25 protein-coding genes are annotated in these 26,062 nt (G+C 61.1%); 24 read left to right on the top strand and 1 reads right to left on the bottom strand.

The features are described 5' to 3' along the window. Positions 1-45 precede the first annotated feature (45 nt). The 18 genes from AC07OO_RS04300 (at position 46) to AC07OO_RS04215 (ending at position 19,310) form a co-directional block, all read left to right on the top strand. Positions 46-921 carry a class I SAM-dependent methyltransferase gene (locus tag AC07OO_RS04300; protein WP_495080815.1) on the top strand — a complete coding sequence of 292 codons (876 nt, stop codon included), beginning with the start codon at positions 46-48 and terminating at the stop codon, positions 919-921. Positions 922-971: 50 nt separating this feature from the next. Beyond that, positions 972-1,676 carry an REP-associated tyrosine transposase gene (locus tag AC07OO_RS04295; RefSeq protein WP_495080814.1) on the top strand — a complete coding sequence of 235 codons (705 nt, stop codon included), beginning with the start codon at positions 972-974 and terminating at the stop codon, positions 1,674-1,676. Between the two features lie 173 nt (positions 1,677-1,849). Next, a complete protein-coding gene (locus AC07OO_RS04290) occupies positions 1,850-6,628 on the top strand; it encodes a glutamate synthase-related protein (protein ID WP_495080813.1) in 4,779 nt (1,592 codons plus the stop codon). A 72-nt stretch (positions 6,629-6,700) separates the two neighbouring features. After that, positions 6,701-8,167: a glutamate synthase subunit beta gene (locus tag AC07OO_RS04285; RefSeq protein ID WP_495080812.1), complete on the top strand. Its 1,467-nt coding sequence runs from the start codon at positions 6,701-6,703 to the stop codon at positions 8,165-8,167. A 181-nt stretch (positions 8,168-8,348) separates the two neighbouring features. Then, positions 8,349-9,203, top strand: coding sequence for an ABC transporter ATP-binding protein (locus tag AC07OO_RS04280; RefSeq protein ID WP_495080811.1), 855 nt, complete (start codon positions 8,349-8,351; stop codon positions 9,201-9,203). Beyond that, complete coding sequence (gene mlaE / locus AC07OO_RS04275; protein ID WP_495080810.1) at positions 9,200-9,982, top strand: lipid asymmetry maintenance ABC transporter permease subunit MlaE; 783 nt, start codon at positions 9,200-9,202, stop codon at positions 9,980-9,982. The genes AC07OO_RS04280 and mlaE overlap by 4 nt, the downstream gene beginning before the upstream one ends. A 12-nt stretch (positions 9,983-9,994) precedes the next feature. After that, a complete protein-coding gene (gene mlaD / locus AC07OO_RS04270; protein WP_495080809.1) occupies positions 9,995-10,477 on the top strand; it encodes an outer membrane lipid asymmetry maintenance protein MlaD in 483 nt (160 codons plus the stop codon). A 140-nt stretch (positions 10,478-10,617) separates the two neighbouring features. Then, on the top strand, positions 10,618-11,301 hold the full coding sequence (locus tag AC07OO_RS04265; RefSeq protein ID WP_495080808.1) for an MlaA family lipoprotein: 684 nt from the start codon (positions 10,618-10,620) through the stop codon (positions 11,299-11,301). 109 nt (positions 11,302-11,410) lie between these two features. Further along, complete coding sequence (locus AC07OO_RS04260; RefSeq protein WP_495081771.1) at positions 11,411-12,031, top strand: MlaC/ttg2D family ABC transporter substrate-binding protein; 621 nt, start codon at positions 11,411-11,413, stop codon at positions 12,029-12,031. Further along, entirely contained in the window at positions 12,009-12,302 is a 294-nt protein-coding gene (locus AC07OO_RS04255) for an STAS domain-containing protein (protein ID WP_495080807.1), read from the top strand. The genes AC07OO_RS04260 and AC07OO_RS04255 overlap by 23 nt, the downstream gene beginning before the upstream one ends. Before the next feature lie 44 nt (positions 12,303-12,346). Then, the gene (locus AC07OO_RS04250; protein WP_495080806.1) at positions 12,347-13,381 is read left to right on the top strand and encodes an ABC transporter ATP-binding protein; all 1,035 of its coding nucleotides are present in this window, start codon (positions 12,347-12,349) and stop codon (positions 13,379-13,381) included. Next, complete coding sequence (locus AC07OO_RS04245; protein ID WP_495080805.1) at positions 13,381-14,136, top strand: ABC transporter permease; 756 nt, start codon at positions 13,381-13,383, stop codon at positions 14,134-14,136. The genes AC07OO_RS04250 and AC07OO_RS04245 overlap by 1 nt, the downstream gene beginning before the upstream one ends. Before the next feature lie 23 nt (positions 14,137-14,159). After that, positions 14,160-14,405, top strand: a complete 246-nt coding sequence (locus tag AC07OO_RS04240; protein ID WP_495080804.1) for a BolA family protein — start codon at positions 14,160-14,162, stop codon at positions 14,403-14,405. Between the two features lie 5 nt (positions 14,406-14,410). Beyond that, positions 14,411-15,676 (top strand): UDP-N-acetylglucosamine 1-carboxyvinyltransferase, encoded by a 1,266-nt coding sequence (gene murA / locus AC07OO_RS04235; protein ID WP_495080803.1) that lies wholly within the window; start codon positions 14,411-14,413, stop codon positions 15,674-15,676. Next, positions 15,673-16,305: an ATP phosphoribosyltransferase gene (hisG, locus tag AC07OO_RS04230; protein ID WP_495080802.1), complete on the top strand. Its 633-nt coding sequence runs from the start codon at positions 15,673-15,675 to the stop codon at positions 16,303-16,305. The genes murA and hisG overlap by 4 nt, the downstream gene beginning before the upstream one ends. A gap of 188 nt (positions 16,306-16,493) precedes the next feature. Beyond that, positions 16,494-17,495, top strand: coding sequence for a hypothetical protein (locus AC07OO_RS04225; protein WP_495080801.1), 1,002 nt, complete (start codon positions 16,494-16,496; stop codon positions 17,493-17,495). 55 nt (positions 17,496-17,550) lie between these two features. Beyond that, a complete protein-coding gene (gene hisD, locus AC07OO_RS04220) occupies positions 17,551-18,876 on the top strand; it encodes a histidinol dehydrogenase (RefSeq protein ID WP_495080800.1) in 1,326 nt (441 codons plus the stop codon). Positions 18,877-18,935: 59 nt separating this feature from the next. Further along, a complete protein-coding gene (locus AC07OO_RS04215; RefSeq protein WP_495080799.1) occupies positions 18,936-19,310 on the top strand; it encodes a hypothetical protein in 375 nt (124 codons plus the stop codon). 42 nt (positions 19,311-19,352) lie between these two features. Here the strand turns inward: AC07OO_RS04215 and AC07OO_RS04210 are convergent, their stop codons facing one another. Then, entirely contained in the window at positions 19,353-19,628 is a 276-nt protein-coding gene (locus AC07OO_RS04210) for a DUF2798 domain-containing protein (protein ID WP_495080798.1), read from the bottom strand. A gap of 514 nt (positions 19,629-20,142) precedes the next feature. Between AC07OO_RS04210 and AC07OO_RS04205 the strand changes: the two genes are divergently transcribed. The 6 genes from AC07OO_RS04205 to hisB all read left to right on the top strand — a co-directional run bounded on the left by AC07OO_RS04205 (position 20,143) and on the right by hisB (position 26,042). Beyond that, the gene (locus AC07OO_RS04205; protein WP_495080797.1) at positions 20,143-21,837 is read left to right on the top strand and encodes an Hsp70 family protein; all 1,695 of its coding nucleotides are present in this window, start codon (positions 20,143-20,145) and stop codon (positions 21,835-21,837) included. After that, the gene (locus AC07OO_RS04200; RefSeq protein WP_495080796.1) at positions 21,831-23,348 is read left to right on the top strand and encodes a J domain-containing protein; all 1,518 of its coding nucleotides are present in this window, start codon (positions 21,831-21,833) and stop codon (positions 23,346-23,348) included. The genes AC07OO_RS04205 and AC07OO_RS04200 overlap by 7 nt, the downstream gene beginning before the upstream one ends. Positions 23,349-23,562: 214 nt before the next feature. Then, positions 23,563-23,790, top strand: coding sequence for a CopG family transcriptional regulator (locus AC07OO_RS04195; protein ID WP_495080795.1), 228 nt, complete (start codon positions 23,563-23,565; stop codon positions 23,788-23,790). Then, positions 23,780-24,250 (top strand): PIN domain-containing protein, encoded by a 471-nt coding sequence (locus AC07OO_RS04190; RefSeq protein ID WP_495080794.1) that lies wholly within the window; start codon positions 23,780-23,782, stop codon positions 24,248-24,250. The genes AC07OO_RS04195 and AC07OO_RS04190 overlap by 11 nt, the downstream gene beginning before the upstream one ends. A 23-nt stretch (positions 24,251-24,273) precedes the next feature. Then, a complete protein-coding gene (gene hisC / locus AC07OO_RS04185; RefSeq protein WP_495080793.1) occupies positions 24,274-25,416 on the top strand; it encodes a histidinol-phosphate transaminase in 1,143 nt (380 codons plus the stop codon). After that, positions 25,413-26,042: an imidazoleglycerol-phosphate dehydratase HisB gene (gene hisB, locus AC07OO_RS04180; protein WP_495080792.1), complete on the top strand. Its 630-nt coding sequence runs from the start codon at positions 25,413-25,415 to the stop codon at positions 26,040-26,042. The genes hisC and hisB overlap by 4 nt, the downstream gene beginning before the upstream one ends. Positions 26,043-26,062 lie beyond the last annotated feature (20 nt).

Raw genomic sequence — 26,062 nt, 5'->3', positions numbered from 1 at the left:
CAAAATCAAAACTCCCGGGACGGGGCAACCGCATCCCAACAAGTAATGCAGCGGCAAGCCAAACACGCGGTAGCCGCCAACCCGTTGGAGTCCGAGCTACGACCCGGTCAGAGCGTTGAATTGCTCAAGGAACTGCATATCCTGACCCGTGAGGGCAAGCTCAACCAGGATTCGCGGCGCAAGCTCAAGCAGGTCTACCACCTCTACCAATTCATAGAAAAGTTGCTGCGCGAGTTGCCGTCTGCGGGGGAGGGCGCCACGCTGGCGGACCACGGCGCCGGCAAGTCCTATCTGGGCTTCATCGTCTATGACCTGTTCTTCAAAGCGCTGAAAGGCGGCCATATCTACGGCGTCGAGTTCCGTACGGAGCTGGTGCAAAAGTCGCGCGAGCTGGCTGGGCGTCTTGGGTTCGACCGCATGTCGTTTCTCAACCTCAGCGTTGCCGAGTCGACCGATTCAGAGGCCATGCCCGATCGCATCGACGTGGTCACTGCGCTGCACGCCTGCGACACCGCGACCGATGACGCCATAGCCTTTGGCTTGCAGAAGCAGGCGCGCTGCCTGGTGCTGGTGCCCTGCTGCCAGGCGGAAATCGCGCGCAAACTTAACGCCGGCAAGGCGCTGTCGCTGAACCGCACGCCCTTGGCAGAACTGTGGCGCCATCCATTGCACACGCGTGAGATGGGTAGCCAACTCACCAATGTGCTGCGTTGCCTGTACCTGGAGGCCTGCGGCTACCAGGTCACCGTTACCGAATTGGTGGGCTGGGAGCACAGCATGAAGAACGAACTCATCATCGCCAAGCGCGGCAACAAACCCAACCGGGCGGCTGCCCAACGCTTGGAGGCCTTGCTGAAGGAATTTGGTCTGACGGAGCTTCTGTCAACGCGCTTTGCCTTGCCTGAAAGATCGTTGCAATAATTGGGGTCAGATTCCAATAAAATACCGATGATGCCTTCATCGTTCATCCCATGGCTCGCCTGCCGCGCCTGACATTGCCGGGCCAGCCCCACCATGTGATCCAGCGGGGCAACAACCGCCAGTCTATTTTTGTGACCGCGGCGGACTACCAGACCATGCTGGATTTGCTGGATGAAAATGCGCGCAAATACCAGGTGGCCATCCATGCGTATGTGTTGATGGGCAACCACTTTCATCTGTTGGCCACACCACAAACCGCCGATGGTTTGCCGCAAATGATGCAGGCGGTGGGGCGGCGCTATGTGCGCTATTTCAACGACAGCCAGAAACGCACCGGCACCCTCTGGGAAGGGCGCTACCGGTCCACGCTGATTCAGACGGAGCGCTACTTGCTGGCCTGCATGGCTTATATCGACCTCAATCCCGTGCGGGCGGGCATGGTGGCGCAGGCCAAGGACTTCCCCTGGTCCAGCCATGCCCATTACGTCGGTCTGCGGCACGACAAACTGCTGACACCCCACGCCCTGGTTTGGGCTTTGGGAAATACGCCATTTGCCCGCGAGGCAGCCTATGCCGAATTGGTGCAAACAGGCATCAGCACCGGGCAGCAGCAGGCGCTGACCGACTCGGCCCTGCGTGGCTGGGCCTTGGGAGAAGCGGATTTTGTGGAAAGTCTGCAAAAAAAGACGACACGCAGGGTGTCAAAAGGTGTCGCCGGACGGCCGATCTCCAGCAAAATTCCAATAGAGAAATAACGGCATTGCCCTCATCCACATTGGGCTTAGTGCTATCTAATTTGATGTGTCCCTAATTATATAGGTGTGAAGTGTTTGATTGAATAATTAGAATCTGACCCTAATTATTCTGCTTGGCACCCTTGTTGCATTGCAGTATTCTTCGCTTCTATTGCAATTTTCAGAGGAACGCCATGACTACGGCAGCCGAGATCCAACATCTTCAGAACAACGGTTTGTATTCCACGGCAAACGAGCACGATGCCTGCGGCGTCGGCTTTGTGGCGCATATCAAAGGCACCAAGTCGCATGACATCGTCAAGAACGCGCTGAAGATCCTGGAAAACCTGGACCACCGGGGTGCGGTCGGTGCGGACAAGCTGATGGGTGACGGCGCCGGCATCCTGATCCAGCTGCCCGACGCGCTGTACCGCGAAGAAATGGCAGCCCAGGGCGTGACGCTGCCACCGCCCGGTGAATATGGCGTCGGCATGATCTTTTTGCCCAAGGAACACGCATCCCGCCTGGCTTGTGAGCAGGAGATGGAGCGTGCCATCAAGGCCGAAGGCCAAGTGTTGCTGGGCTGGCGCGATGTGCCTGTCAACCGCGATATGCCGATGTCGCCGACCGTGCGCGAGAAAGAGCCTATTCAGCGCCAGGTATTCATCGGCCGCGGTCAGGACGTCATCGTGCAGGACGCACTGGAACGCAAGTTGTACGTGATCCGCAAGACCGCCAGCGCCCACATCCAAAACCTCAAACTCAAGCACAGCAAAGAGTACTACGTGCCCAGCATGAGCAGCCGGACCGTGGTCTACAAGGGCCTATTGCTCGCAGACCAGGTGGGCGTGTATTTCAAGGACCTGGAAGACACACGCTGCGTTTCCGCGCTGGGCCTGGTGCATCAGCGTTTCTCCACCAACACCTTCCCCGAGTGGCCGCTGGCCCACCCCTACCGCTATGTCGCACACAACGGTGAAATCAACACCGTCAAGGGCAACTACAACTGGATGAAAGCGCGCGAAGGCGTGATGTCGTCCCCGGTGCTGGGTGCCGATCTGCAAAAGCTTTACCCCATCAGCTTTGCCAGCCAGTCCGACACCGCCACCTTCGACAACTGCCTGGAACTGCTGACCATGGCCGGCTACCCCATCAGTCAAGCGGTGATGATGATGATCCCCGAGCCCTGGGAACAGCACACCACGATGGATGGCCGCCGCAAGGCCTTCTACGAATACCACGCCGCCATGCTGGAGCCATGGGACGGCCCGGCCTCCATCGTGTTTACCGATGGCCGCCAGATCGGCGCCACGCTGGACCGCAACGGCCTGCGTCCTTCCCGCTACTGCATCACCGATGACGACCTGGTCATCATGGGCTCCGAGTCCGGTGTACTGCCGGTGCCTGAGAACAAGATCGTGCGCAAATGGCGCCTGCAACCCGGCAAGATGTTCCTGATCGACCTGGAACAAGGCCGCATGATCGACGACGAGGAGCTCAAGTCCAACCTCGCCAACAGCAAGCCCTACAAACAGTGGATTGAGAACCTGCGCATTCGGCTGGACGACGTGGAGACCCCGGTGGCTGGTGAGTCGGCGCAAGAGCAACCGGTCAGCGCGACCGAGCCGCAAGCCTCGGGCATAGCCGCTGTGCCGCCCGAACTGCTGGACCGCCAACAGGCCTTTGGCTACACGCAGGAAGATATCAAGTTCCTCATGAGCCCCATGGCCGCGAATGGCGAGGAAGCCATTGGCTCCATGGGCAACGACAGTCCGCTGGCCGTGTTGTCGGACAAGAACAAGCCGCTGTACAACTATTTCAAGCAGTTGTTCGCCCAGGTGACCAACCCGCCGATCGACCCGATTCGCGAAGCGATTGTGATGAGCCTGGTGTCCTTCATCGGGCCCAAGCCCAACCTGCTGGACATCAACCATGTGAACCCTCCCATGCGCCTGGAGGTCAGCCAGCCCGTCCTGGATTTCGCTGACATGGCCAAGCTGCACGACATTGACACGCATACCCAAGGCAAATTCCGCAGCTACACGCTGGACATCACCTACCCGTTGGCCTGGGGCCACGAAGGTGTGGAAGCCAAGCTGGCATCGCTGTGCGCTGAGGCGGTGGATGCGATCAAGAGCGACAAGAACATTCTGATCATCAGCGACCGCGGCGTGAGCGCAACCCAGGTGGCCATTCCTGCACTGTTGGCGCTCTCCGCCATTCACCAGCATCTGGTGCATGAAGGGCTGCGCACCACCGCCGGTTTGGTAGTCGAGACCGGCACCGCACGCGAGGTGCACCACTTTGCAGTGCTGGCCGGCTACGGTGCAGAAGCCGTCCACCCCTACCTGGCGATGGAGACCCTGGTCAGCATCCACCAGGGCCTGCCTGGCGATTTGTCGGCCGACAAGGCCATTTACAACTACGTCAAAGCGATCGGCAAGGGCCTGTCCAAGATCATGTCCAAGATGGGCGTGTCCACCTATATGAGCTACTGCGGCGCGCAGCTGTTCGAGGCGATTGGCCTGTCCAGCGCCACGGTGGCCAAGTATTTCACCGGCACGCCCAGCCGTGTCGAAGGCATAGGCGTTTTCGAGATCGCCGAAGAAGCCATCCGCATGCACAAAGCTGCGTTCGGCACCGACCCGGTGCTGGCCAATGCGCTGGACGCCGGTGGTGAATATGCCTGGCGCACCCGCGGCGAAGACCATATGTGGACGCCCGATGCCATCGCCAAGCTGCAGCACAGCACACGCGCCAACAACTGGAACACCTACAAGGAATACGCGCAGATCATCAACGACCAGAGCAAGCGCCACCTGACACTGCGTGGCCTGTTCGAGTTCAAGTTTGATCCCGCCAAAGCCATCCCTGTGGACGAGGTCGAGCCTGCCAAGGAGATCGTGAAGCGCTTCGCCACCGGCGCCATGTCGCTGGGGTCCATCTCCACCGAGGCTCATGCCACGCTGGCCATTGCGATGAACCGCATCGGTGGCAAGAGCAACACGGGTGAGGGCGGTGAAGACCCTGCGCGTTACCGCAACGAACTCAAGGGCATTCCGATCACCCAGGGCCAGACCATGGCTGACATCATCGGCAAGGACGTGGTGGAGGTCGATATCCCCATGAACGCCGGTGACAGCCTGCGCTCGCGCATCAAACAGGTTGCGTCTGGCCGCTTTGGTGTCACCGCCGAATACCTGCACAGCGCCGACCAGATCCAGATCAAGATGGCCCAGGGTGCCAAGCCGGGCGAGGGCGGTCAGCTGCCCGGCGGCAAGGTAAGTGACTATATCGGCCGCCTGCGCCACTCGGTGCCAGGCGTGGGCTTGATTTCGCCCCCTCCGCACCACGACATCTATTCGATCGAAGACTTGGCCCAACTGATTCACGACCTGAAGAACGTGGCGCCGCACAGCTCCATCAGCGTCAAGCTAGTGTCGGAAATCGGCGTCGGCACCATTGCCGCCGGTGTGGCCAAGTGCAAGAGCGACCATGTGGTGATCGCCGGGCACGATGGCGGCACGGGTGCGTCACCCTGGTCGTCCATCAAGCATGCCGGCAGCCCATGGGAAATCGGCCTGGCCGAGACGCAGCAAACCCTGGTGCTGAACCGCTTGCGCAGCCGTATCCGCGTGCAGGCCGACGGCCAGATGAAGACCGGTCGTGACGTGGCCATCGGCGCGCTGTTGGGTGCGGACGAGTTCGGCTTTGCGACCGCACCGCTGGTGGTGGAAGGCTGCATCATGATGCGCAAGTGCCACCTGAACACCTGCCCGGTGGGCGTGGCCACGCAAGACCCCGCGTTGCGCAAGAAGTTTTCCGGCAAGCCCGAGCATGTCGTCAACTACTTCTTCTTCATCGCCGAAGAGGTGCGCCAGATCATGGCCCAGTTGGGCATCCGCAAGTTCGACGACCTGATTGGCCGTTCCGACTTGCTCGACATGCGCAAAGGTATTGAGCACTGGAAGGCCCAGGGCCTGGATTTCGGTCGCTTGTTTGCCCAACCCCAGGTGCCGGCCGATGTGCCCCGTTTCCAAACACTCGAGCAGGATCACGGCCTGGAAAAGGCCTTGGACAATGTGCTGATCGCCAAGTGTCGCGCCGCCATCGACAAGGGTGAACGGGTGCAGTTCATGGAAGCCGCCCGCAACGTCAACCGCTCGGTCGGCGCCATGCTGTCCGGCGCGGTGACCAAGGTGCACCCCCAGGGCTTGCCCGACAATACCATTCATATCCAGCTCGAAGGTACGGGCGGCCAGTCCTTTGGCGCCTTTCTGACCAACGGCATCACGCTGTACCTGATTGGCGACGCCAACGACTACACCGGCAAGGGCTTGTCTGGCGGCCGCGTCGTGGTGCGCCCCAGCATTGACTTCCGCGGCGTGGCGGTCAACAACACCATCGTCGGCAATACCGTGATGTACGGCGCCACATCGGGCGAGGCTTTCTTCAGTGGCGTCGGCGGCGAACGCTTTGCCGTTCGCCTGTCCGGCGCCACGGCGGTGGTCGAAGGCACCGGTGACCACGGCTGCGAATACATGACCGGCGGCACGGTTGCCGTGCTGGGCAAGACCGGACGCAACTTCGCGGCCGGCATGAGCGGCGGTATTGCGTACGTGTACGACGAAGACGGCCAGTTCGCCAAGCGCTGCAACACCGCCATGGTCTCCATGGAGAAAGTGCTGCCCGCGTCCGAGCAAGAGGCTTCGGTGCCCAAGGCCATCTGGCACCGCGGCTTGGCCGACGAAGTGCAACTGCGTCGCCTGCTGGAAGAGCACAACCGCTGGACCGGTAGCAAGCGTGCGCGCGATCTGCTGGACAACTGGGACACGGCCCGCGCCAAGTTCGTCAAGGTCTTCCCCAACGAGTACAAACGTGCGCTGGGTGAGATCCATGCGAAAAAACAGGCTGTAGCCCTCGCCAAACCTGCGCAGGCCGCTATCAAAAATGAAGCGGTTGCTGCCAAATAAGAAATAACTTTGCAGGACAGGCCGCGGTTTGCAGTGCACGCCGGGCTTGTCCCCAACTGACTAGGAATCATCATGGGAAAAGTGACTGGCTTCATGGAATACGAGCGCATCGAAGAGGGCTACAAGCCCGTTGCCGAGCGCGTGAAGCACTACAAAGAGTTCGTCATCGGTCTGGACGACGCGCAGGCCAATAAGCAGGCCGCGCGCTGCATGGATTGCGGCACGCCGTTTTGCAATAGCGGTTGCCCGGTCAACAACATCATCCCGGATTTCAACGACATGGTGTACCGCGACGACTGGAAAGCCGCGATCGACACGCTGCACAGCACCAACAACTTCCCGGAGTTCACCGGCCGCATCTGCCCGGCACCGTGCGAAGCGGCCTGTACGCTGAACGTGAATGATGAGGCCGTGGGCATCAAGTCCATTGAGCACGCCATCATCGACCGCGCTTGGGCCGAGGGCTGGGTATTGGCACAGCCACCCAAACTCAAGACCGGCAAAACGGTTGCGGTGGTGGGTTCCGGTCCCGCCGGCATGGCCGCAGCCCAGCAACTGGCCCGTGCCGGCCATTCGGTGACGCTCTTCGAGAAGAATGACCGTGTGGGCGGACTGCTGCGCTATGGCATCCCAGATTTCAAGATGGAAAAGTCGCACATCGACCGCCGCGTCGACCAGATGGTCAAGGAAGGCGTCACCATCCGCACCGGCGTGCTGGTCGGTGACATGCCCAAGGACTCTAAGGTCACGAATTGGGCCAAAGAGACTATTTCTGCTGCCCAGTTGCAGCAGGACTTCGACGCTGTGCTGCTGACCGGCGGTGCCGAACAGTCGCGCGACCTGCCCGTGCCCGGCCGCGATCTGAACGGCATCCATTTCGCGATGGAGTTCTTGCCCCAACAGAACAAGGTCAACGCTGGCGACAAGCTCAAGGGCCAGTTGCGCGCGGACGGCAAACACGTCATTGTCATCGGCGGTGGCGACACCGGCTCCGACTGCGTGGGCACCAGCAACCGCCATGGCGCGGTCAGCGTCACCCAGTTCGAATTGATGCCCCAGCCGCCGGAGGAAGAAAACCGGCCCATGACCTGGCCCTACTGGCCGATCAAGCTGCGCACCAGCTCCAGCCACGAAGAGGGTTGCGAGCGCGAATTCGCCATTTCCACCAAGGAATTCATCGGTGAAAAAGGCAAGGTCACCGGCCTGAAGACCGTGCGTGTGGAGTGGAAAGACGGCAAGATGGTCGAAGTGGCTGGCTCCGAGCAGGTTCTCAAGGCCGATCTGGTGCTGCTGGCCATGGGCTTTGTGTCTCCGGTGGCCACGATGCTGGAGTCCTTTGGTGTGGACAAGGACGCGCGCGGCAACGCCAAAGCAAGCACCGACTTCATCGGCGGTTACGCAACCAATGTGTCCAAGGTTTTTGCCGCCGGAGACGTGCGCCGCGGCCAGAGCCTGGTCGTCTGGGCCATCCGCGAAGGCCGCCAGGCTGCGCGGTCTGTGGACGAGTTCTTGATGGGAGCCAGCGACTTGCCACGCTGATCCATCCGGATAGCACTTGCCCGCCATGGAAAGAAAGCAAATCTGCGCGGGCGTGCCCTGTGCGGATGTTTGCTTTCGTAGGGTGTTGTTGCGCGTACTCAGTTGATACACGTCCGATACAAGGGTTTACGCGAATCCCTTATCATCCAAGAGCCGGAAACTGCCCGGCTTTTGTTTTTTTATGGCCTCCAACCCTTCTACCCCGCTCGTTGAGTTGCGTAACCTGAGCTTTGGCTATGGGGAGCGTGTCATATTGAATGACGTGTCGCTGACCGTCCCGCGGGGCAAGGTCACGGCATTGATGGGCGCGTCGGGTGGCGGCAAGACAACAATCCTGCGCCTGATTGGCGGCCAGAACCGGGCGCAAAAAGGGCAGATGCTATTTGACGGCCAGGATGTCACCGTCATGGGCCGCGAGCAACTCTATGCCGCGCGACGCCGCATGGGGATGCTCTACCAGTTCGGCGCGCTGTTTGCCGACCTCAGCGTGTATGACAACGTGGCTTTTCCGCTGCGTGAGCACACTGACCTCTCTGAGGAGATGGTCCACGACATCGTGCTGATGAAGCTCAACGCCGTGGGTCTGCGCAATGCGCGCGAGATGATGCCCTCGGCGCTGTCGGGTGGCATGGCGCGCCGGGTGGCGCTGGCCCGTGCCATCGCGCTGGACCCCGAATTGGTCATGTACGACGAGCCCTTTACCGGCATCGACCCCATTTCGGTAGGCACCTCGGCCCGCCTGCTGCGGCAGTTGAACGATTCCATGGGGCTGACCAGCATTTTTGTGTCGCACGAGCTGGAGCAGACCTTCACCATCGCCGACCACGTCATCATTCTGGCAAATGGCCGGGTGGCGTCGCAGGGCACGCCACAAGATGTGCTGAACAGCACCGATCCTCTGGTCTACCAATATGTGAACGCTTTGTCCGAAGGGCCGGTGCGTTTCCACTACCCGGCGCTCAGCGTGGAGGACGACTTTGGTGTCGATCCAGGGGCAGCACAACTACAACAAAAACAGGTCGGAGTGACGCGATGAGTTGGTACAAACCCGCCGATGTAGGCTTTGCCACCCGCAGCAAATTGGCGGACATGGGCTATGCCGCGCGGCTGTTCTTCAAGCTGCTGTTCTCGGTGGTTCCGACCTTTCGCCGTTTCGGCCTGGTGCGCGACCAGATCCATTTCCTTGGCAACTACTCGATGGCCATCATCGCGGTGTCCGGCCTGTTCGTGGGATTCGTGTTTGGTCTGCAGGGCTATTACACGCTGCAGCGATATGGTTCGTCCGAGGCCCTGGGGCTGCTGGTGACTTTGAGCCTGGTGCGTGAATTGGGTCCGGTGGTGACAGCCTTGTTGTTTGCCGGCCGGGCCGGTACTTCGCTGACCGCCGAGATCGGCCTGATGAAGGCCGGTGAGCAGATCAGCGTCATGGAAATGATGGCTGTGGACCCGATTCAGCGCGTGCTGGCGCCGCGCTTCTGGGCTGGTGTCGTAGCCATGCCCTTGCTGGCCGCGGTGTTCAGCGCCATGGGCGTGATCGGCGGTTGGGCCGTGGGCGTCGTCATGATCGGTGTGGACGCCGGCTCATTCTGGAGCCAGATCCAAGGTGGCGTTGATGTCTGGAAAGACGTGGGCAATGGCGTCCTCAAGAGTTTTGTGTTTGGTTTGACGGTGACCTTCATTGCTGTGTTCCAGGGTTTTGAGGCCCAGGCCACACCTGAAGGCGTGGCGAGCGCGACGACGCGCACGGTGGTGATGGCTTCTCTGGCGGTACTGGGGCTGGATTTCATCCTCACCGCGATGATGTTTACGATATAAAAGAAAGAATTTATGCAGCGTTCTAAGAATGATGTCTGGGTGGGTTTGTTTGTGATGATCGGTGCCGTGGCCATTTTGTTTTTGGCCCTCCAGTCGGCCAATCTGCTGTCCCTGAACTTCCAATCCACCTACCACGTCAGCGCCAAGTTTGACAATGTGGGCGGGCTCAAGCCCAAGGCTGCGGTGCGTAGCGGCGGTGTGGTCGTGGGCCGTGTCGAGACATTGACATTTGACGACAAATCCTTCCAGGCCCGCGTGACGCTGGCTTTGGAAAGCCGTTACGCTTTTCCTAAAGATAGTTCGCTGAAAATTTTGACCAGCGGCCTGCTCGGCGAGCAGTACATTGGCATTGAGGCCGGCGCGTCGGACAAGAATCTGGCCCAGGGTGATGTCATTGGGGCCACCCAATCCGCCGTGGTGCTGGAAAACCTGATCAGCCAGTTCCTGTACAGCAAAGCGGCAGATGGCAGCAATTCGGCAGCGGAGAAAAAATGAGGCCAGACGTGTTGACGCAATCCGCAAGCTCGGGGCCTTCCAGTCCGTGGCGAGGCCGGCTCGTCCGCTGGGGCGCAGTCGCAGCGCTGCTGGCCTTGCAAGCCTGTGCTGCCGTACCCAATAAGGATCCACGGGACCCGATGGAGTCTTGGAACCGCAGCGTGTTTGCCTTCAATGATTCGGTAGACCGCGCTGTGGTCAAGCCGGTTGCCACGGCCTATGCCCGCGTCACACCCAACTGGATACGCACCGGCATCAACAACTTCTTCACCAACCTGGACGACATCTGGTCCATGGTCAACAACGCCTTGCAGTTGCGTGGGCAGGACACGGCCGACAGCTTTGGCCGCGTGATTGTCAACAGCACCATGGGCCTGGGCGGCCTGCTGGATGTGGCCAGTGAAATGGGCATGGAGCGCCACTCCGCCAACTTTGGCTTGACCTTGGGCCGTTGGGGTGTAGGCCCTGGGCCATTCGTTGTGCTGCCGCTGTGGGGCTCGTCCACGCTGCGGGATACCTTGGCCTTGTCGGTGGACATCAAGGGCAATCTGGTGAACTCCGTGCAAGACGTGCCCACCCGCGACGTCTTGACCGTTGTGAACGTCATCGACACGCGCGCTACGTACTTGAAGGCAGGCGAAGTGGTGGATGGTGCGGCTTTGGACAAGTACAGCTTCACGCGGGATGCCTTCCTGCAGCGCAGGCGCAACCAGGTGTACGACGGCAATCCGCCCGATGAGGACACCACCTCGTGGGAATCGGAACCCGCCGCGGCACCTGCTGCGCCGGCCGCCCCCACTGCACCAGCCTCTGCCGCCCAGTAGTTGTGTAGGCCAGGGGCGGGCCAAGCGCGTTGAAGCGACACACGGGATAATGCATTCCATTTATTGACAGGATGTGGGAAACACTATGAAACGAGCTTTTTTGCGTCAGATGTTGGCAGCCTCTGTTCTCCTGGCCACAGCCCTGGTCGTTCCGGCCGCACACGCCGAAGACGAGGCACCCGATGCCATGATCAAGCGCCTGTCCACCGATGTGTTGGAAACCATCAAGAATGACAAGGCCATCCGCGCCGGCGATATGGCCAAGGTCGTGGCCCTGGTCGATTCGCGCATCATGCCCAACGTCAACTTCCAGCGCATGACGGCGTCCGCCGTGGGCCCCGCTTGGCGCCAGGCCACGCCCGATCAGCAAAAGCGTTTGCAGGAAGAGTTCAAGACCCTGTTGGTGCGCACCTATGCCGGCGCACTGGCTCAGGTGTCGGACCAGACCATCACGATGAAGCCGCTGCGCATTGCGCCCGAAGACAAAGAAGTGCTGGTGCGCTCCGAAATCAAGGGCAGCGGCGAGTCCATTCAACTGGACTACCGCCTCGAGAAAACCCCTGGCCAGGGCGCAGGCTGGCGCATCTACAACCTGAACGTGCTGGGCGTGTGGCTGGTGGAAACCTACCGCAGCCAGTTCGCATCGGAAATCAATGCCAAGGGTATTGACGGTCTGATCGCCGCATTGGCTGAGCGCAACAAGGCCAATGTCAACGGCAAAAAGGCCTGATGTGCTGAGTCTGCCGGTTGAATTGACCCACGGCCAGGCCAAGGCCTGCCTGGCCCAGCTCACTGCGGGTGTGGGGGCGGAAGCCAGTACATCGGTGGTGGTGGATGCCAAAGCCCTGGGGCGTTTTGACTCGTCCGCACTGGCCGTCTTGCTCGAACTGCGCCGCGTCTGCCAGCGCGCAGGCAAGTCCATGGTGGTGCAAGGCCTGCCCCAGCATTTGAGCGACCTGGCCACGCTGTACGGCATCGAAGGCCTGCTGCCTTCCACCTGATCCTCTCCCTAGCCCAGGCCGCCGACTAAAATGGCGGGTCTTCCATGTCTGCCATTTCCTTCCAGTCTGTTTCCAAACGCTACCCGTCCCCGCGCGGGCCTGCGGGCGCCAGCTTCATGGCGCTGGATAGTGTGCAACTCGATATCGAAGAGGGCGAGTTCTTCGGTCTGCTAGGCCCCAATGGCGCCGGCAAGACGACCATGATCAGCATCCTGGCCGGGCTGACCCGCGCCACCAGCGGTCGCGTCACCGTGTTGGGCAGCGACGTGCACGGCGACTACGCCCAAGCCCGCCGCAAGCTGGGCATCGTGCCGCAAGAGTTGGTGTTTGACCCCTTTTTCAATGTCCGCGAAGCGCTGCGCTTCCAGTCCGGCTATTTCGGCATCACCAAAAACGAAGCCTGGATTGATGAGCTGTTGGACAGCCTGGGTCTGGCCGACAAGGCCGGTGCCAATATGCGCCAGCTTTCGGGCGGCATGAAGCGTCGCATGCTGGTGGCGCAGGCCTTGGTGCACAAGCCGCCCGTCATCGTGCTGGACGAACCCACCGCCGGTGTGGATGTGGAATTGCGCCAGACCCTGTGGCATTTCGTATCCAAGCTCAACAAGCAGGGCCACACCGTGCTGTTGACCACCCACTACCTGGAAGAAGCCGAGGCCCTGTGTGGCCGTGTTGCCATGCTCAAGACCGGGCGCATCGTGGCCCTGGACCGCACCAGTGCCTTGCTGAAGGCCGCGTCGGGCAATGTGCTGCGCTTCAAGACGGAGGGCGTGTTGCCACCCGCCCTGGCGGCGCGCGCCCGCGTGACCGGCACCGTGGTGCAACTGCCAGCCCACAATGCGCTGGAGATCGAACAATACCTGGCCGCCGTGCGCGAGTCCGGCCTGGTCGTCGAAGACGTGGAGATGCGCAAGGCCGATCTGGAAGACGTGTTCATTGACATCATGTCCAAGGCCGGTGCCGCGCAGTCGGCCCAACCGCTGCCTGCAGCTCCTGCCGTTCATGCGGTACCGGAAGACGAGGCCTTGCCCGCACCAGACAAGTCTGTCCCCGAAACCAGCAACGTGGGAGCCGCATGATGACCGGATGGCGTACCCTGCTGTACAAAGAAGTGCTGCGCTTCTGGAAAGTCGGCTTTCAGACCGTGGCGGCCCCGGTGCTGACCGCACTGCTGTACCTGCTGATCTTCGGCCATGTGCTGGAAGACCACGTCAAGGTCTACGATAGCATCCGCTACACCGCCTTTCTGGTGCCAGGCCTGGTGATGATGAGCGTGCTGCAAAACGCCTTTGCCAATAGCTCGTCCTCGCTGATCCAAAGCAAGATCATGGGCAACCTCGTGTTTCTGCTGCTGACGCCCTTGTCGCACTGGAGCTGGTTCGTGGCCTATGTGGGCTCGTCCATCGTGCGCGGCATCGTCGTGGGGGCTGGCGTGCTGCTGGCTGCCTTCTGGTTTGCGCCGCTGGGTTTTGCAGCGCCGCTGTGGATCATGGTCTTTGCCGTGCTGGGCGCGGCGCTGATGGGCGCGCTGGGTTTGATCGCCGGTCTGTGGGCCGAAAAGTTTGACCAGCTCGCGGCTTTCCAGAACTTCATCATCATGCCGATGACCTTCTTGAGCGGCGTGTTCTATTCCATCCATTCCCTGCCCGGCTTCTGGCAAAACGCCAGCCACCTCAATCCCTTCTTCTACATGATTGACGGTTTTCGCTATGGCTTCTTCGGTGTCAGTGATGCCTCGCCCTGGTTGAGCCTGAGCATTGTGGGTGGCGCCTTGGCGGTGGTCAGCGTGCTGGCCATCCACCTGCTGCGCACGGGTTACAAGATCCGTAGCTAGCCCCCCCTTTTTTTGAGACCGACATGACCGCCGACGAAATCCAAACCCTGATCGCCAACAGCATGGCCTGCGAGGTCTGCCAAGTAGAGGGCGATGGTCGCCATTGGTACGCCACGGTGGTGTCGTCCGCGTTCGAAGGCAAGCGCCTGATCGCGCGCCACCAGCAGGTCTATGCGGCCATGGGCACGCGGCTCAAGACGGACGAAGTGCATGCGCTGTCCATGAAAACCTATACGCCGGCCGAGTGGGCAGCGCAAAGTAATGGGTAAGTGCAATGGATAAGCTGCTGATACGGGGTGGGCGCACCCTGCAGGGCGAGGTGCTGATCTCCGGCGCCAAGAACGCCGCCTTGCCCGAGCTGTGCGCCACGCTGCTGACGGCCGAACCCGTCACCCTGCGCAATGTGCCGCGTTTGCAAGACGTGTCCACGATGCTCACGCTGATCCGCAACATGGGTGTGCAAGTGGATCAGGCCGCCGATGGCGCGGTGCGCGTGGACGCCAGCAGCTTGAGCACCCCCGAAGCCCCCTACGAGCTGGTCAAGACCATGCGTGCGTCGGTGTTGGCACTGGGGCCCTTGCTGGCACGGTTTGGCGAAGCTACCGTGTCGCTGCCCGGTGGTTGCGCCATCGGCTCGCGTCCGGTGGACCAGCACATCAAGGGCCTGACCGCCATGGGTGCCGAGATCGTTGTTGAGCACGGCTACATGATCGCCAAGCTGCCCAAGGGCCGCAAGCGCTTGCATGGTGCGCGCATCAGCACCGACATGGTGACCGTCACCGGCACCGAGAACTTTTTGATGGCCGCGGCCCTGGCCGAAGGCGAAACCATTCTGGAGAACGCGGCCCAGGAGCCCGAGATTCCTGACCTGGCCGAGATGCTGATCCAGATGGGCGCCCAGATCGAAGGCCATGGCAGCAGCCGGATCCGCATCCAGGGCGTAGAGGCCTTGCGCGGCTGCACCCACCAGGTGGTGGCGGACCGTATCGAGACCGGCACCTTTCTGTGTGCGGTGGCTGCGGCGGGTGGTGACGTGGTGCTCAAGCACGGACGCATGGACCATCTGGAAGCGGTCGTAGAGAAATTGCAGGAAGCAGGCGCCACGGTAACGGCCGTGGATGGCGGCATCCGCGTGCAATCCCAAGGCCGGCTCAAGGCGCAGAGCTTTCGCACCACCGAATACCCCGGCTTCCCCACCGACATGCAGGCCCAGTTCATGGCGCTCAACGCCATTGCCGACGGCCACAGCATGGTCACCGAGACAATTTTCGAAAACCGCTTCATGCACGTCAATGAGTTGGTCCGGCTGGGGGCCAACATCCATATCGACGGCAAGGTGGCGGTCATCGAGGGCGTACACCAATTGTCCGGCGCCACCGTCATGGCCACCGACCTGCGCGCCTCTGCCAGTCTGGTGATTGCCGGTCTGGTGGCCGATGGGGAAACCGTGGTGGACCGCATCTACCACCTGGACCGCGGCTATGACCAGATGGAAGCCAAACTGCGCGGCATTGGCGCGGATATCGAAAGACTGAAATGATTACTCTCGCGCTATCCAAAGGCCGCATCTTCGAAGAAACCCTGCCGCTCTTGAAGGCCGCAGGGATTGAGGTGCTGGACGACCCCGAAAAATCCCGCAAGCTCATCCTCGACACCAACCTGCCCGACGTGCGCGTGCTGGTCGTGCGCGCTACCGACGTGCCCACGTATGTGCAATACGGCGGTGCCGACATGGGCATCACCGGCAAGGACACGCTGCTGGAGCATGGCAGCCAGGGCCTGTACCAGCCGCTGGATTTGCAAATTGCCAAGTGCCGCATCAGCGTCGCCGCCCGTGCCGATTTCGACTACGCCAGCGCCGTGCGCCAAGGTGCGCGCCTGAAGGTCGCTACCAAGTACGTGGCCATTGCCCGCGACTTTTTTGCGACCAAGGGCGTGCACGTGGACCTGATCAAGCTCTATGGCAGCATGGAGCTGGCGCCGCTGGTGGGCATGGCCGATGCCATCGTCGACCTGGTGTCCACCGGCAACACGCTGCGTGCCAACAATCTGGTCGAAGTGGAGCAGATCATGGACATCAGCTCCCGCCTGGTCGTCAACCAGGCCGCGCTCAAGCTCAAGCGCGAACCCATTCGCGCCATCATTGATGCGTTTGCGGGGGCGTTGTAGTGGTGCCCCTTATTGGTGTCATCGGCCTCTAGGCAATGTTGATGGGAGATTTGCTCAAACTGGAAATTTGAATCGGAAGCATCCACAAAATTTCTTGAAACCAATATCCCGAAAGGCTTCCAAGCCTCCAGAAATCAGTTCAACCACATAGGCTGCAGTGTGGTGACCATAAATTACGAAGTGAAGTAATGAAAGCACGTTTATTCTTTTTGGGCCTAGGAGTTTCAGCTCTTTTATCCGCCTGCGGCGGTGGAGGCGGCGGCAGTTCACCGAGCGCAACGGCTACTCCAACCAACCCGTCCGCTCCTATTCCGAGTGCAACTTCTTTTACTATTTCCTCAGGCGACTCGTTTACATATTCCTTCTCCGTGGCGCCCGCCTTTCCGAACGGGCTAGATTCATGGATCGAGACGACGTACTTCTCCGAAGTTGCCGGAGACGGTGCTACAAAAGCTACCAACACTAATGGCACATCTGAATATGGGGCGCGCACTGAATATCAGACAAATGCTGACTTTCAAGAAACCGGATGGTTCACCGTAGCAAATGGGCCCTGTGTAAATAGCCCACAGGTAAATACAGTGGGTAAGCCATTGAGTGTGGGCAAAAAATGGAATCTTTCTTACACCAGAGCCTGTGGGGGTTTTTCGGGCATAGCAAGATCTAACGGTGAAGTAGTCGGCATGGCACCGGTTGCAACGGCTGTTGGGACATTCAGTGCGTATAACGTGGTTTATACGGAATCGTTTGCGGATGGCAGTTCCAACGGATTTAACTGCTGGCGAGATGTCACTTCCAATGTGACCTTGTCGTGTGACATTGACGTCATTACATACGATCCCGTGCAAAAAAAGTTATCACCCGTGTCTCGCAAAGTCCAAAGGCTAATTGGTTTTAATGTGGCCACTTTCTCTGCAAGTCGCCCTACTCTTGCGCGATTTGCTGGTCCATGGCAGTGGTGTCATGCCCAGAACTGTCAGGCAGTATTTATTGACAAACAAGGCAAGTGGCTCAGCCTAAACTTCCAGTCAAATGTGGTGTCTGGTACGGTGGACGACAGTGGGCGAGTGACGGCGACTCTTAAGTCTGCCGCGACCGTTTCTGGAAGTCTGACGCCAGTGGCAGGGTCTGGCACTTGGAGTAACGGATCCGGTCAATCGTCCGGCAGTTGGACAATGACACACTATTGACCACTGCTCATTCGCGCTTGCAAGCGATATTGAAATCACTTACACACTTGTTTCCATGACTTTTGCAGCCAAGCCCTCACGTTTTTCCACTGTTGATAGCCAGTTTGATGCTCAACTAGAGGCACGCCTGCACTGGTCTGCGGATACCGATACCGCCATCGAGACCAGCGTGGCCGCCATCCTGCGCGATGTGCAGCAGCGTGGCGATGCCGCCGTGCTGGAGTACACGGCCCGCTGGGACCATGTGCAGGCCGCCAGCGTGGCCGAGCTGGAGCTGACCCAGGCCGAGCTGAAGGCCGCCTTCGACAGCATTCCCGCCAAGCAGCGCGAAGCCTTGCAAGCGGCTGCACAGCGCGTGCGAAGCTACCACGAAGCCCAGAAAAAAGCCTGCGGCGAAAGCTGGAGCTACCGCGATGCCGACGGCAGCCTGCTGGGCCAAAAGGTCACCCCGCTGGACCGCGTGGGCATCTACGTGCCCGGTGGTAAGGCCACCTACCCATCGTCCGTGCTGATGAACGCCATCCCGGCCCACGTGGCGGGTGTGGCTGAAATCATCATGGTCGTGCCCACTCCGCGCGGCGAGAAAAACGCCATGGTGCTGGCCGCCGCCTATGTGGCTGGTGTCACCCGCGCGTTCACCATCGGTGGCGCGCAGGCCGTGGCGGCCCTGGCCTATGGCACGGCCACCATCCCCGCCGTGCACAAGATCACCGGCCCCGGCAATGCCTATGTGGCCGCGGCCAAGCGCAGCGTGTTTGGCAAGGTGGGCATCGACATGATCGCTGGTCCATCTGAAATTCTGGTGCTGGCCGATGGCAGCACGCCGCCCGACTGGGTGGCCATGGATTTATTCAGCCAGGCCGAGCACGACGAGCTCGCACAAAGCATTCTGTTGTGCCCAGACGCTGCGTACATAGACGCCGTGCAGGCCGCCATCGACCGCCTGCTGCCCGAAATGCCCCGCGCTGAGATCATCGCCAAGTCGCTGAACGACCGTGGCGCGCTGATCCACACCCGCAGCATGGAAGAGGCCTGCGCCATCAGCAACCGCATCGCGCCTGAACACTTGGAAGTGTCCAGCAGCGACCCGCACCGCTGGGAGCCACTGCTGACACACGCTGGCGCCATCTTCCTGGGTGCGTTCACGTCCGAAAGCCTGGGTGACTACTGCGCCGGACCCAACCACGTGTTGCCCACCAGTGGCACGGCACGCTTCTCCAGCCCGCTGGGCGTCTACGATTTCCAGAAGCGCTCCAGCCTGATTGAGGTCAGCGAAGCCGGTTCCCAGGTGTTGGGCCCTATTGCCGCCGAGCTGGCCTATGGCGAAGGCCTGCAAGGTCATGCCCGCGCGGCCGAAATGCGGCTCAAGAAACCCGTCTGAGCATCGGGTCGGATGTTGGCCGCGGTGTAAGAATAGGCCACACCCCACGACTACCTGCCATGCACCCAACACATTCCACCACCTCACGCTGGGCTCGCGTTGCCCTGCTGGCCATCACCAGCCTCAGCATCGCGGCGCCCGCGGCTGCCATGTCCATCCGCGAACTGCGCGGCTTGGAGAAATCCGGCAAGAACGGCATCTTCTACGCAAACTACTACCTGGTCGGCGTCATGGAGGGCGTCGTTGAGGCCCACAACCAAGCCGTGCGCAACGGCGCCCAGCCCAGCATCTGCCTCAACGGCCGCCGCCTGGAGCCCAGCATGGCCAAGAACCTGTACGACACCGAGCGCAAGCGCAATGCCGATGTCTACGAGGCCGATATGCCGGTGCAACTGGTCATGGCCAACGCGCTGACCACGGTCTACCCCTGCTGAAGCGATAGCAGTCTGGCGGTGGTGTAGACAGCGCGCCTGCCGCTAGCCCATGTCCACGATGGCAGCCGTGGCCTTGCGGACCAGCGGCAGCACCAAGAGCAGGGTAGGGAAGGCCACGACCCACGACAAGCCCCAGGAGCCTAGCCACAGACGGGGCATGTCGGGGCTGAGCCCCACGCTGCGCAGTGTGCTGATCATCGAGACGATGAAGGTCATCAAGATCGACAGCAGAAAGGGCATGACCCAGGTGGCTGCGCGCGCCGGAAGTTTGGGCAGACCGAAGAGGGTGGTCTTTTTGGGGGAGAGAGAATGATTCATAGATTGAAACTCCATAAGCCGGATATCAAGGCGCCACCTCGTGCTGCACTCTAGCGCAAAAGGCTACAACCCCGGCAGAGCCGGCGGTGGTTGGCGCGTTGATTGACGTAAACGCTTACGGCAAGCCATGAATTGGGAATTGCGGCGGCAATCATAGCCGATGGTGAGCGGCCTATCTTGAAAAGCGCATGTGTTTTGCAGGTTGGTATCCATGAGTACTATGAAATCGATAGCTAAATAGTGATATTCCACGAGGGCTAGTGGCAGTTTTTCGTATGATGCTTTATTGAAATACCCAAATTGGGGTTTTAGACCGCTGAATCAGGATACCCACCCCGCAGCCAGCGCGCTGCCCATACCGGAGCACAGCCGGGGAGAGGGTGCTAGATAAAATCGGCAGCCCGCAAAAAGACCCTGGCTCCAGAAGATTCCACCAAGGGCTATGCGATAGTTCACCCGTGCAAGGCCTAAGCGAATGGCAGGCCTGCCGCGCAACCACACAGGGAGGGATGGAGTGATTTTCGGCATTGATCTGGGCACAACCAACAGTCTGATTGCCTACATAGACAACGGCACCCCCAAAGCCATTCCCAATGCCTTGGGCCAGTTCTTGACGCCCTCGGTGGTGTCCATCGATGCGGATGGAACCATCCTGGTGGGGCAGACCGCCCGCGAACGCCTGTTGACGCAGCCAGACCGCACGGCAGCATCCTTCAAGCGCCGCATGGGCGCACGGGAGCCCATTCGCCTGGCGGGCAAGGAATTCCGCCCAGAAGAACTCTCGGCCCTGGTGCTGCGCGCGCTGAAGGCCGACGCACAGGCCGCGCTGGGTGTGGAGGTTTCCGATGTGGTGATCTCGGTCCCCGCCTACTTCAATGACCAGCAGCGCAAGGCCACGCGGCTTGCGGGTGAGCTGGCGGGGCTGAACGTGCGCAGACTGGTGAACGAGCCGACTGCGGCGGCGCTGCTGCACGGCATCCACGACCGCCAGAAGGACAGCAAATTCCTGGTCTTCGACCTGGGTGGCGGCACCTTTGACGTGTCCATCCTGGATTACTTCAGCGGCATTATGGAGGTGCGGGCGACTGGGGGCGATAGCTTCCTGGGGGGTGACGATTTCACCGAAGCCATGCTGCAACTCCTGGTGCGCAAGGCCCAACTTTCGGACCGCAAGCGGGACAAGGCCATCGATGGCCTGCGCTTTGCGGCCGAGTCTGCCAAGCGCAGCTTGGCGCAGGCCAACCAGGTCGAGGTGGCGCTGCCCACAGCCCTGGAGCATCCCCCTGTCACGGTCACGCTGGAGGAGTTTGAAAAAGCCTGCCAGCCCTTGCTGGATCGCTTGCGCGCGCCGGTGGAGAGCGCCCTGCGCGACGCCCGCATGCGGGCGGCCGATCTGGACGAAATCGTCTTGGTGGGCGGCGCCATGCGCATGGGCATGGTGCGGCGGTTGACGGCCCAGTTGTTTGGCCGCCTGCCGGCCCGGCACCCCGATCCCGACCAAACCATTGCCCTGGGCGCAGCGGTGTGTGCGGCGCTGGTGGACCAGGACCAGTCCTTCGAGGAAATGGTGCTGACCGATGTGTGCCCGCACACCCTGGGCACGAAAGTGGTTCAGGACGATGGGCGCGGCGGCTATGTGGGCGACGTGTTCCTGCCCATCATCGAGCGCAACACCATCGTGCCGGCCAGCCGTGTGAAGAGCGTCTGCACCGTGCGCGACAACCAGTCGGCCTTGACCATCGATGTGTACCAGGGCGAATCCCACCAGTGCGCGGACAACGTGCACTTGGGCAGCATGGAGCTGACTATCCCCGCGCGCAAAGCGGGCGCCGTGTCCGCCAATATCCGCTACACCTACGACGTGAATGGGATTCTGGATATCGATGTGGACGTCGAGAACGAAAACATCAGCCACAACCTGGTCATCAAGAAGCTGGCCGGTGACGTATCGGATGAAGATATCGCCCGGCGCCGGGCCGAATTGGCCGCCCTCAAGGTGCACCCGCGTGAGCAGGAGCCCAACCGGCACCTGATCGAGCGCGCCAACCGCTTGTACCAGCAGTTGCTGGGTGAACAGCGCGAGCAATTGGGCCGGTGGCTGAACCAGTTTGAAGGCACGCTGCAACGGCAAGACCCGCGCACCATCACGGCCGAACGCAAAGCTTTTTCCGAAGTGCTCGACAGCCTGGAGCGGGGTGAGGTGTGGTGAGCCTGGAGCGTGCGTGGGAGCTGCTGGGTGTTGAGCCCACGCACGATGAGGGTGCCATCCGCCGTGCCTATGCCACCAAGGTCCGCCAGTACAAGCCCGAGACCCATCCCACCGAGTTCGCCGAAGTGCGCGAGGCCTACGAAGGCGTGCTGGCCTGGGCCCGCCATGCGCGCCAGGTAGAGGCGGAGCCTGTAGCGCAACCGGCCGCAGACGATGGCTCCACCCAGCAGGGCGCAAGCGCTCAGGTGGTCACCGTAGAAACTGTCGCAACGACCGAAACCGCGGCGCCGACCTCGGAAGACCTCGCCCGCGCGCGGGTGCAGGAGCTGGTCCAAACCTTCATCGACTCCGGTGACGCCCGGGCCGTGGCGCTGGTGCGCCAGCAGATTTCCGATGCCGCCAATGGCACCGTGGACGACAAGCTGGCCTTTGAGGCCCACCTCGTGCATTGGCTGCTCAGTGCAGACAGGCCGGCGCTGGGTGTGGTGTTCGAGGCCGGGCGCATGATGGCCTGGCGCAGCCGCTTGGGAGAGATCGCCAAGGTGTTTGGCGATGGCGGCGCGCGGCGCTTGTCGGTGTTGATGGACGCGGCCAGTGAATGGGTGTTTGCCGGGCGTTTTTCGAGCAACCCGTGGATGCGCAGGCTGTTTGCTGACTCGGCGCAGAGTCTGCCCCACTGGGCCTGGAGCTTTCAGGTGCAACGGATCAAGGGATTCACGCAGTTCTGGGGCCAGATCTGTGGGGCCTTGCAATTGCCCGAGTTGGAAGCCCTGCAAGACCGATCCGTGCTGACCCACCTGAATGCGAGGGCCCTGCTGTCTACGGATGTGTTTGCCGGTGTTTTCTGGGCCTTTGTGGCCTGGCTTGCTCTGGAAAGTGCGGGTAAGAACCCGGCGAGCTCGGCCCTGGCGCTGGGCGCTGTAGTCTTGGTAGCCTTGGTTTGCATTTTGAGTCCGCTGCTGGTGCGCAAAGCCCATGCAAGCGCCTGGCCTGGCAAAGCCAAGGCGTTGTTCGCCAAGGTCGGCATTACATCGGCGCAGTCCGCCGTTTTCTATTGGGTCATTGCCTTCATCGTGTCGACGGTGTTGGTCAATGTGTCGAATACGACGGTTTCAGCTGCGGGTCTGGTCCTGTTGGGGACATTGGGTGGTCTGTGTGGTGCAGCCATTGGTTTTGGCATGTGGAAGCTCTTCCAGTTCATCGAGTTGGTGGCTGCAAGGCCTTTAGTCGCCGCACAAAGGGCCTCCGACTCGCTGGCTTTCACAGACCTGTTGCGGTCAGATGCCGCGGCCTGGGCGACGCCCAGTCTGACCCAGCGCATGCAAAAGCTGCCCCAGGCGCTGAAGCTGGAGTGGCAGCATCGCAAGCGCGAGAAGGCGGCCAAGCGCGAGAGGGAAAAGGCCGCACCGCCCAAGCCCGCGACCTACTCGTCCTCCAGTGGGCTCAGTGCCAACTGGTGGTGGATCTGGGTGGTGCTGATGGTGGTGTTCAATATCGCCAAGCGATCGTAGTTGCTATTAAATTGCTAGCTGCATATTCATATTCGGCGAGGGCTAGAGGTGATTTTTTCATGTCGACCTATCCAATAAACCTAATTTGGGGTTTTTGAGGGTCCAAAAAAACCACGTACCGCCATTGCGCGGTACTACCGCCCAAAACCACAAAATCCGGCCCAACAAATCACACGAATTTCGTGTTACACGAAATTCGTGTACTATTGAGCCCATGAAGAACGTCACCATCACCGTCGAAGACGCCACGCTGGAATGGGTGCGCATCGAGGCGGCCAAGCGCAATACCAGCGTGTCGCGCCTGGTGGGTGAGATGCTGACGGACAAGATGCAGTTTGACGACGCCTACGCCCGCGCCCAGCGCGAGTGGGTGGCCGACACCTCGTCGTTCAGCTCGGGCGGCATGCCCTACCCGGATCGGGAGGCTGTGCGTGGCCAATAATCCCAGCGGTAGCAGCAACAAGCCCGTCGTCTTCGTAGACACCCACGTGCTGCTCAGCGCAGACGATGCCTTCGACACCGCCAAGCAAGCCCAGGCCCGCGCCTGGTTGCAGGCCCTGTGGCTGCACCGGGCAGGGCGGGTCAGCACCCAGGTGCTGAACGACTACTACGTCACCGTCACCCACAGCTTTGCGATGCCCGCCGGCGACGCCCGCGCCAAGCTGCGCCGCTTTCAGCTCTGGCAGCCCTGGCAGATCGACCACCGCACGGTGGAGACAGCCTGGGGCGTGGAGGCCCGCTTTGGCCTGCACTACTGGGACGCGCTGATGGTGGCCTCGGCCGCGCAGTCGGGTGCCAACCATGTGCTAACGCCCAGCCTGACGCACCAGCAGCACATTGACGGCGTCACCATCCTGAACCCGTTTTTGACGACACCGGCCGAATTGGGCCTGAGCGACTGATTCACTGAAGGAAACCCCCACGCATGACCGCAGCAGCCAACACCACAGCCCCCGCCCTGGACGCTCTCATCCAGCGCCGCATCCGCCAAGACGTGCAGTCCATGCACGCTTACGCTGTCCAGGATTCGGTGGGCATGGTCAAGCTCGATGCCATGGAGAACCCGCACCGTCTGCCCGCGGGCTTGCAAGAGGCCCTGGGCAAGCGCCTGGGGGCCCTGGCGCTGAACCGCTACCCGGACGGCCGCGTCAACGACCTGCGCAAGGCCCTGGCCACCTATGCTGGCATGCCCGAGGGCTTTGACATCATGCTGGGCAATGGCTCGGACGAGTTGATCTCGCTGTTGACCATGGCCTGCGATGTGCCTGCCGACCCCACAACAGGTAAGAAGCCGGTGGTCTTGGCCCCATTGCCGGGTTTTGTGATGTACGCGGTGAGTGCCCAGTTGCAGGGGCTGGATTTTGTCGGCGTGCCGCTGACGGCAGACTTTGAGCTGGACGCCGACGCCATGCTGGCCGCGATTGCCGAACACCAGCCCGCCATCGTCTACCTGGCCTACCCCAACAACCCCACGGCCAATCTGTGGGATGCCGATGCCATGGCCCGCGTGGTGGCCGCCGCCGGTGCCGCGGGCAGCCTGGTGGTGTTGGACGAGGCTTACCAGCCGTTTTCCAGCCGTACCTACCTGGACACCCTACGCGCCAATCCCGAAGCCCATGCCCACGTGCTGTTGATGCGCACGCTGAGCAAGTTTGGCCTGGCCGGCGTGCGCCTGGGCTATATGGTCGGCCCCAAGGCATTGATCGCCCAGGTCGACAAGGTGCGCCCGCCCTACAACATCAGTGTGCTGAATTACGAATGCGCGCTGTTCGCGCTGGAGCATGCCGATGTGTTCGCCCAGCAAGCCGCCGATCTGCGTGCCCAGCGCACCCGTTTATTGGCAGCCTTGCGTGCCATGCCCCAGGTCAAGGCCTGGGACAGTGATGCCAACATGATCCTGGTCCGCGTGTCCGATGCGCAAAAGACTTTTGACGGCCTGAAAGCCCAGGGCGTGCTGGTCAAGAACGTTTCTAAAATGCACCCATTGCTGGCCCAATGTTTGCGTCTCACCGTCGGCACTGCCGACGAGAACACCCGCCTTTTGTCCGCACTCGAAGAATCCCTATGAACTCCTCACTGATCGAAATCCCGCAAACCCCCAACCCGGACCGCATCGCCGAGGTCACGCGCAACACCGCCGAGACAAAAATCCGCGTGCGCATCAACCTAGACGGCACGGGCGTGAGCCGCCTGTCCACCGGTATCGGCTTCTTCGACCACATGCTGGACCAGATCGCCCGCCACGGCATGATCGACCTGGACATCGAGGCCGATGGCGACCTGCACATCGACGGCCACCACACGGTGGAAGACGTGGGCATCACGCTGGGCCAGGCCTTCAACCAGGCCGTGGGCGACAAGAAGGGCATACGCCGCTACGGCCACGCCTATGTGCCACTGGACGAGGCGCTGTCGCGCGTGGTGGTTGACTTCTCGGGCCGCCCCGGGCTGACGATGGACGTACCGTTCAAGAGCGGCATGATCGGCGCATTCGACACACAGCTGACACATGAGTTCTTCCAGGGTTTTGTGAACCACGCCTTTGTGACGCTGCACATCGACAACCTCAAGGGTGACAACGCCCACCACCAGGCCGAGACCGTGTTCAAGGCCTTTGCGCGCGCGCTGCGGGCCGCATTGGAACGTGACCCCCGGGCTGCGGGTATGATCCCTTCTACCAAGGGTTCGCTGTAACCTATCAAATCTAGTAGGGC

It is taken from the genome of Rhodoferax sp. GW821-FHT07G04 (assembly GCF_059418585.1).
The sequence above is the reverse complement of the archived record's forward strand: the minus strand, read 5'-3'. Positions and strand labels throughout refer to the sequence as shown.

Bases quoted from the DNA above. Each gene is read 5' to 3' on its own strand.
- AC07OO_RS04300 (WP_495080815.1), top strand. From the start codon at position 46: ATGCAGCGGCAAGCCAAACACGCGGTAGCCGCCAACCCGTTGGAGTCC.
- AC07OO_RS04295 (WP_495080814.1), top strand. From the start codon at position 972: ATGGCTCGCCTGCCGCGCCTGACATTGCCGGGCCAGCCCCACCATGTG.
- AC07OO_RS04290 (WP_495080813.1), top strand. From the start codon at position 1,850: ATGACTACGGCAGCCGAGATCCAACATCTTCAGAACAACGGTTTGTAT.
- AC07OO_RS04285 (WP_495080812.1), top strand. From the start codon at position 6,701: ATGGGAAAAGTGACTGGCTTCATGGAATACGAGCGCATCGAAGAGGGC.
- AC07OO_RS04280 (WP_495080811.1), top strand. From the start codon at position 8,349: ATGGCCTCCAACCCTTCTACCCCGCTCGTTGAGTTGCGTAACCTGAGC.
- mlaE (WP_495080810.1), top strand. From the start codon at position 9,200: ATGAGTTGGTACAAACCCGCCGATGTAGGCTTTGCCACCCGCAGCAAA.
- mlaD (WP_495080809.1), top strand. From the start codon at position 9,995: ATGCAGCGTTCTAAGAATGATGTCTGGGTGGGTTTGTTTGTGATGATC.
- AC07OO_RS04265 (WP_495080808.1), top strand. From the start codon at position 10,618: ATGGAGTCTTGGAACCGCAGCGTGTTTGCCTTCAATGATTCGGTAGAC.
- AC07OO_RS04260 (WP_495081771.1), top strand. From the start codon at position 11,411: ATGTTGGCAGCCTCTGTTCTCCTGGCCACAGCCCTGGTCGTTCCGGCC.
- AC07OO_RS04255 (WP_495080807.1), top strand. From the start codon at position 12,009: ATGTCAACGGCAAAAAGGCCTGATGTGCTGAGTCTGCCGGTTGAATTG.
- AC07OO_RS04250 (WP_495080806.1), top strand. From the start codon at position 12,347: ATGTCTGCCATTTCCTTCCAGTCTGTTTCCAAACGCTACCCGTCCCCG.
- AC07OO_RS04245 (WP_495080805.1), top strand. From the start codon at position 13,381: ATGACCGGATGGCGTACCCTGCTGTACAAAGAAGTGCTGCGCTTCTGG.
- AC07OO_RS04240 (WP_495080804.1), top strand. From the start codon at position 14,160: ATGACCGCCGACGAAATCCAAACCCTGATCGCCAACAGCATGGCCTGC.
- murA (WP_495080803.1), top strand. From the start codon at position 14,411: ATGGATAAGCTGCTGATACGGGGTGGGCGCACCCTGCAGGGCGAGGTG.
- hisG (WP_495080802.1), top strand. From the start codon at position 15,673: ATGATTACTCTCGCGCTATCCAAAGGCCGCATCTTCGAAGAAACCCTG.
- AC07OO_RS04225 (WP_495080801.1), top strand. From the start codon at position 16,494: ATGAAAGCACGTTTATTCTTTTTGGGCCTAGGAGTTTCAGCTCTTTTA.
- hisD (WP_495080800.1), top strand. From the start codon at position 17,551: ATGACTTTTGCAGCCAAGCCCTCACGTTTTTCCACTGTTGATAGCCAG.
- AC07OO_RS04215 (WP_495080799.1), top strand. From the start codon at position 18,936: ATGCACCCAACACATTCCACCACCTCACGCTGGGCTCGCGTTGCCCTG.
- AC07OO_RS04210 (WP_495080798.1), bottom strand. From the start codon at position 19,628: ATGAATCATTCTCTCTCCCCCAAAAAGACCACCCTCTTCGGTCTGCCC.
- AC07OO_RS04195 (WP_495080795.1), top strand. From the start codon at position 23,563: ATGAAGAACGTCACCATCACCGTCGAAGACGCCACGCTGGAATGGGTG.
- hisC (WP_495080793.1), top strand. From the start codon at position 24,274: ATGACCGCAGCAGCCAACACCACAGCCCCCGCCCTGGACGCTCTCATC.
- hisB (WP_495080792.1), top strand. From the start codon at position 25,413: ATGAACTCCTCACTGATCGAAATCCCGCAAACCCCCAACCCGGACCGC.